This window comes from Streptomyces sp. HSS9-12 (genome assembly GCF_054963655.1).
Genome location: NZ_JBUEGC010000014.1, coordinates 121,603 through 127,602, shown reverse-complemented (window position 1 = coordinate 127,602; position 6,000 = coordinate 121,603). Strand labels below are relative to the sequence as shown.

The 6,000-nt window shown below is 69.3% G+C and carries 8 protein-coding genes; 4 read left to right on the top strand and 4 right to left on the bottom strand.

The window, feature by feature from the left end:
• Positions 1 to 299 precede the first annotated feature (299 nt).
• The gene (locus ACY34J_RS10435) at positions 300 to 563 is read left to right on the top strand and encodes a winged helix-turn-helix domain-containing protein (RefSeq protein WP_462726070.1); all 264 of its coding nucleotides are present in this window, start codon (positions 300 to 302) and stop codon (positions 561 to 563) included.
• A gap of 22 nt (positions 564 to 585) precedes the next feature.
• Here the strand turns inward: ACY34J_RS10435 and ACY34J_RS10430 are convergent, their stop codons facing one another.
• Entirely contained in the window at positions 586 to 1,380 is a 795-nt protein-coding gene (locus ACY34J_RS10430) for an exodeoxyribonuclease III (protein ID WP_462726071.1), read from the bottom strand.
• A gap of 66 nt (positions 1,381 to 1,446) precedes the next feature.
• Here ACY34J_RS10430 and ACY34J_RS10425 point away from each other — a divergent pair, with 66 nt between their 5' ends.
• A complete protein-coding gene (locus ACY34J_RS10425) occupies positions 1,447 to 1,926 on the top strand; it encodes a GNAT family N-acetyltransferase (protein WP_462726072.1) in 480 nt (159 codons plus the stop codon).
• 6 nt (positions 1,927 to 1,932) lie between these two features.
• On the opposite strand, the gene ACY34J_RS10420 is transcribed toward ACY34J_RS10425, so the two are convergent.
• Positions 1,933 to 3,393: a dihydrolipoyl dehydrogenase family protein gene (locus tag ACY34J_RS10420; protein WP_462726073.1), complete on the bottom strand. Its 1,461-nt coding sequence runs from the start codon at positions 3,391 to 3,393 to the stop codon at positions 1,933 to 1,935.
• 148 nt (positions 3,394 to 3,541) lie between these two features.
• Here ACY34J_RS10420 and trxA point away from each other — a divergent pair, with 148 nt between their 5' ends.
• Positions 3,542 to 3,934, top strand: coding sequence for a thioredoxin (trxA, locus tag ACY34J_RS10415; RefSeq protein WP_462726074.1), 393 nt, complete (start codon positions 3,542 to 3,544; stop codon positions 3,932 to 3,934).
• A 293-nt stretch (positions 3,935 to 4,227) separates the two neighbouring features.
• Here the strand turns inward: trxA and ACY34J_RS10410 are convergent, their stop codons facing one another.
• On the bottom strand, positions 4,228 to 4,512 hold the full coding sequence (locus ACY34J_RS10410) for a hypothetical protein (protein ID WP_462726075.1): 285 nt from the start codon (positions 4,510 to 4,512) through the stop codon (positions 4,228 to 4,230).
• Between the two features lie 346 nt (positions 4,513 to 4,858).
• Here ACY34J_RS10410 and ACY34J_RS10405 point away from each other — a divergent pair, with 346 nt between their 5' ends.
• The gene (locus ACY34J_RS10405) at positions 4,859 to 5,242 is read left to right on the top strand and encodes an HFCD family protein (RefSeq protein WP_462726076.1); all 384 of its coding nucleotides are present in this window, start codon (positions 4,859 to 4,861) and stop codon (positions 5,240 to 5,242) included.
• Positions 5,243 to 5,344: 102 nt separating this feature from the next.
• On the opposite strand, the gene ACY34J_RS10400 is transcribed toward ACY34J_RS10405, so the two are convergent.
• Positions 5,345 to 5,782: a hypothetical protein gene (locus tag ACY34J_RS10400; protein WP_462761949.1), complete on the bottom strand. Its 438-nt coding sequence runs from the start codon at positions 5,780 to 5,782 to the stop codon at positions 5,345 to 5,347.
• Between the last annotated feature and the right edge of the window lie 218 nt (positions 5,783 to 6,000).

Here is a 6,000-nt window from a genome sequence, read left to right as displayed (position 1 = left end):
CCGTCACGGTGAACGTCTCCGCTGTGTCCGGCAGGCTCCAGACACGGGAGGCGGTGGCGCCCGATTGCCGGACCGTTCTCCCAGCCTGGCTTACGGGCACCGCAGGTGTTCGCTGTACCGTTCGTCATGTCTCGACTCCTTCGCAGTCGGGGCCGGGCCCGGGGCGTTCGCAGCGCCGCCGGGCCGCTTTCGTCTCCGCAGGCTACCCGATCCGCGTCCCCCTGACACTCCCTGCGTCCCAACGCGTCCGGACGCGTTCCCCCGCTGCGGACCGACCTGGGCCGCGTCAGCCTGGGATCATGAGCGAGCTACCGCGCTACCGGTACGAGGAACTGGCCGACCAGATCCAGGAGGAGATCCGCTCCGGGAAGCTGCCGAAGGGCGCCGCACTCCCCGCTGAGCGGACCATGACCCAGGTGTACGGCGTCAGCATCGGGACCGTACGCCGCGCCGTCGCGCTGCTGCGGGAGCGGGGCGTGGTGGCGACGCTGCCCGCGAAGGGGACGTTCATCCTGGGCGCCGGAGCGGCGGAGGCCGGAGGAGACAGCGGAGAGGCGGAGTAAGTCCACCCGGCCCGACTCCCCGTCAGGCGAACACGACTGTCACGGGCGCGTGATCCGACCAGCGTTCCGCGTGGCTGGCTGGCCGCTCCACGAATGCCTTCACGGCACGCTCGGCGATACCGGGCGTTGTGCAAACTAGGTCGATCCGCCAGCCGCTGTCGTTGTCGAACGCCTTCCCCCGGTACGACCACCACGAGTAGGGCCCCTCGGTGTCCGGGTTGAGCCGCCGCACCACATCCACGTACCGCACCTCGTCGAAGACACGGCTGAGCCAGGCCCGCTCCTCCGGCAGGAAGCCCGCCTTCTTGGTGTTGGCCTTCCAGTTCTTCAGATCCGCCTCGCGGTGCGCGATGTTCCAGTCCCCGCACACCAGCACCTCGCGCCCTCCCGCCGCGGCGCGCTCGCGAAGCTCCTTCAGATACGGCAGGAACTCGCTCATGAAGCGCTCCTTCTCCTCCTGCCGCTCCGTGCCGACCTCACCCGAAGGGAGATAGAGGCTCGCGACAGTGACGCCCGGCAGGTCGACCTCCACATAGCGTCCGCTGCCGTCGAACTCCGCCGACCCGAAACCCACCTGCACCCGCTCCGGCGCGCGCCGCGAAAGAAGCGACACCCCGGCCCTGCCCTTGGCCATCGCAGGTGCGTGGACCGCGTGCCAGCCATCCGGCTCCCGCACCTCGTCGGGCAGCTGACCGGGCTCGGCACGGACTTCCTGCAGGCACACCACATCGGCATCGGTGTCCGCCAGCCACTCCACGAAGCCCTTCTTCGCGGCGGCCCGGAGCCCGTTCACATTCACGCAGGTCACAGTGAGCATTCCGGCACGATACGCGACACGCGAATACCGGCCTGCACTCGCCCGCACAACCGTACGATTGCGCTCATGCATATCCGGACCGTGCGCTTCGACCACCCCGACGCCATCAAGCTGAACGAGCAGGTGCAGCTGGAGTACGCCGAGCGCTACGGCGACGGTGACCTCACCGTTCTGGACCCGGCCGAGTTCGACCCGCCGCGCGGCCTCTACCTGATCGCGTACGACGGCGAGCACTCCGTGGCCACCGGCGGCTGGCGCGCCCAGGACAAGAACGGTGAGGGTTACCAGGACGGCGACGCCGAGATCAAGCGGATGTACGTCGTCCGCGAGGCGCGGGGCCGAGGCCTGGCCCGCCGGATCCTCGCGGCGCTGGAGGACAGCGCGCGCGAGGCCGGCCGCATCCGCATGGTCCTGGAGACCGGAACCAAGCAGCCGGAGGCCATCTCCCTCTACATCTCCAGCGGCTACGTCCCGGCCCCGAAGTTCGGCTTCTACCGCGACTACGACAGCAGCCGCTGCTTCGCCAAGCCACTGACGGCGGCGTAGCCCCCGCTAGTGCCGCGTGCCGCGGTACGTCTCCAGCAGCCGCAGCCAGATCTCGCTCACCGTGGGAAACGCGGGAACCGCATGCCACAGCCGCGCGATCGGCACCCGTCCCGCCACCGCGATCGTCGCGGACTGCAGCAGCTCCGCCACACCGTGCCCCACGAACGTGGCACCGACCAGATGGCCGCCGTCCTCGTCGACGACCATCCGCGCCTGCCCCCGGTAACCGTCCGCGTACAGCGCGGCACCCGCCACGTTCCCCAGGTCGTAGTCCACCACCCGCACCCGCCTGCCCCGCCGCTCGGCCTCGGCTTCCGTCAGCCCGACCGAGGCCACCTCGGGTGAGGTGAACACCACCTGCGGCACGGCCTCCCGGTCCGCGGTCGCCACATGCGCGCCCCACGCGTCCGTCTCCAGCTGCGCGCCCCGGGCGCGCGCGGCGATCGCCCCGCCGGCGATCCGGCCCTGGTACTTGCCCTGGTGGGTGAGCAGGGCGCGGCGGTTGACGTCGCCCGCCGCGTACAGCCAGCCGTCCGCCACGGCCGTCACCTGGCAGGTGTCGTCCACCTCCAGCCAGGACCCCGGCTCCAGGCCGATCGTCTCCAGGCCCAGGTCGTCGGTGCTCGGCGCGCGCCCGGTCGCGAACAGCACCTCATCGGCCACCAGCTGCTCGCCACCGTCCAGCCCGATGGTCACTGGGCCGCCTGCGGCCGTGCGCCGCACCTCGGTCACCTTCGCGCCCATACGAAGCTCCACCCCGGCCTCGGCCAGCCCCTGCGCGACCAGCTCTCCGGCGAAGGGCTCCATCCTCGGCAGCAGCCGGTCGCCCCGCACCAGCATGGTGACCGCCGAGCCCAGCCCCTGCCACGCCCCGGCCATCTCGGAGCCGACGACGCCACCGCCCACGACGGCCAGCCGCGCTGGAGCCTCGCGAGCGCTGGTGGCGTGCCGGCTGGTCCACGGCCGGGCCTCGGCGACTCCCGGCAGGTCCGGCACCAGCGCCTTGCTGCCCGTACAGACGGCCACGGCGTGCCGGGCGGCCAGCAGCCGCTGACCGCCGTCCGGGGTGTCCACCACGACGCGGCGCGGGCCGTCGAGCCGGCCGTGGCCGCGTACGAGGTCGATCCCCCGCGAGGACAGCCATCGGACCTGGCTGTCGTCCTTCCAGTGCGAGGTGAACTCGTCCCGGCGGGTCACTACGGCGTCGGCATCGAGATCGCCTCTCACAGCCTCGCGCGCGCCGGCGACCGCGCGGGCCTCGGCGAGCGCCGCGATGGGCCGCAGCAGCGCCTTGCTCGGCATGCACGCCCAGTAGGAGCACTCGCCGCCGACCAGCTCGGCCTCGACCATGACGGTGCTGTGCCCGGCCGCGCGGACCCGCTCGGCCAGGTTCTCGCCGGTCGGCCCCCCGCCGAGCACGATCACGTCATAGACCTGCTGGTCCTGGTCCTCCGGGGTCGGGCTCATGGCCGCTGCCTCTCCGTCGTCGGGACTCGAGGGAATCCTTACCGCAGTCCCCCGAAGTCGCCGACATGAATCATCGGAATACGGACAGGCTCCCTCTCGTTCCCGAGCGGTGGAGACCCGCCGACCCTGTACGGAAGCAGGTAGACATATGAGTACGGTCGAGCTGACCAAGGAAAACTTCGACGAGATCGTCGCCGCCAACGACTTCCTCCTGATCGACTTCTGGGCCGAGTGGTGCGGACCGTGCAAGCAGTTCGCTCCGGTGTTCGAGAAGGCCGCGGAGCGCCACTCCGATCTGGTCTTCGCCAAGGTCGACACGGAGTCCCAGCCGGAGCTTGCCGCGGCCTTCCAGATTCAGTCGATTCCGACGCTGATGATCGTGCGGGAGAACGTGGCGGTGTTCGCCCAGCCCGGTGCGCTGCCGGAGGCGGCGCTGGAGGACGTCATCGGCCAGGCGCGTGACCTGGACATGGAAGAGGTCCACAAGTCGGTCGCCGAAGCGCAGGCCGCCGCTCAGCAGCAGTCGCAGAACCCGGGCTGACCCCACCCGCTCCCTTGCCCGGCGGGGTACGGTCGACCTCGCAGCGAGCCGCACCCCGCCGGGAAGGTCCTCACGCGTCGCCTTTGGCCGGACGGTTGCCGGGCGGTGCGTCAACCGGGCTTGTGTCCGCAGCGAATCAGGCCGTGCGGGGTGGCCGTCGCGACGGCGGTTGTGCGCCATTCCATCGGCCACCAGTTGAGCCGACCGCGAACTGAAGGTGCATCAGGAGGATCTCCGCAGGGTCCCCGGCGCCGACTCCCGCGGATGCTCACGCAATCGAAGTCCGTCGGGACTCAGCCGCGTGTGCAGCGGGGGTACTTGGCGCCCAGGCGACAGGCATGGAACTCGGCCCCCGAAACCTCCACCACGGCCTCTTTGCCCCGCTTGATGCGAAGGGTCAGCTCGTACTCGGTGTGGCAGCGTCGCGACTTGGTCCCCTTCTTCCGCTTCACCTTGGAGCAGTGGACATCGCGGTCCTTGTCCATGACGCGGCCCGAGAGATGCTTGCCATGGCCGCAACCGGTCAGGGCGACGGCGAGAGCGACGGCGGCGGCCAGCGTGACCATGGTGCGTTTCATTGTGGTTTCCCAAGGGTTGTCGCAGCCCGGCCCGGAACGACGAAATCCCGCCCGATCCATCGGATCGGGCGGGATTTCCGCTTCGCATGGACCTGAGGTGATTTGAACCCCTGACCCCCTCGATGCGAACTACCGGCGCGGCGGTCGCTCAGGTCCATTGACATGGCCAGGAAGGTTACGGGGTCAACGACGGCCGCTGAAGGTCGGGATGGTTGCTGTACTTCTCTGCTGTACCGCAGCCGCCGTAGCCGCTGTTGCTTTGGGTGGAAACAGCCTCGGGCGAGGGGACCCGGCCCGTACTCTTGCTTGCGGAACGTGGCGCAACGAGACGGGGCGGTGGCAGAGGGTGGTCGATCGCGGAGTGCTCGGAGTCGTCGGCACGGCGGCTGATGGAGTGGAGGCGTTGCGCACCGGCCTGGTCGAGCCAGCCCTGGACCGCGGCTGGCAGGTGGCCGTGACACTGACACCAACTGCCGGCCAATGGCTCCGCGCGATGGGTGAGTGGGAACGGCTGGAGAAGGTGACCGGCCTGCCCGTACGTGATACGCCGCGCCTGCCCAGCGAGCCCCGCCCCCATCCGGTCGTGGACTGCTACGTGGTGGCTCCGGCGACTGCCAACTACGTGGCCAACGACTTGGCCCCCAGACGTCGGCAAGCCCCTGGGAAGGACAGTCGCTTGGCCTCTACCTGCGCAGACCTGGCCCATCCGCAGCCCGAACACCTCCGCTGACGCCTCGTCGTACACCTCGTCGACCCCCGCCGATGGCCACTCGGATCCACTGCCGTGCGACGCCGTTGGCGTCAGAACGGGCGTCACTGGTTGCCGAAGGGTTCATCGCACGTCGTGAGAAGCCAGTGCTACGAAGTGTTCCAACAAGAGCCTCGCTTCGTCGCCATTGGCACTCAAGTGATCCGAGTCCGACGCTCTGTGGACTACGGACGCCTTGTCATAGGCTGCCCTTGCGGCCTCGGCAAGTTCTGAGCTGCTCGCTATGAGCTGGACTCGAAACAGAGCATGGAGAGCCACGCCCCGGAGTCGATACGACTCCGTGCGCGCTTCGATGTAGGTCGGACTCTCGGGATCCTCGTTCTTCCTGTGCCAGCGGTCCTGCTGACCACGCCGAAACTCCGTGATGGCGCCGGCGAAGTCGCTGTACACGATCAGACGTTCCGAGCGAAGTTGTTGGCTCGCGGTGAAGCCCTGAACCCGCTGGGCCGTGCTGCGTTGAAACAGGTGAGTTACCACTGCACCCAGCAACGTGCCGAGCACGGCAAGGAGAGTTGAGAGGCCACCATTCACGGGACTCAGCACATCACAAGCTCGGCTGCAGCGTGCCACACACAGAGAATCACGGGCTGTGATCGCCGCATCTGGCCGCTGATGGCTGCCTTGTAAGCCTGGTGGTCAGCGGCAGACGATCTCCGCTGGTCGCTCCGCGTCTCGTGGGCCCCGGCCGTGACCCGGTCGCTCTGCCCGCTGTCCTCCGC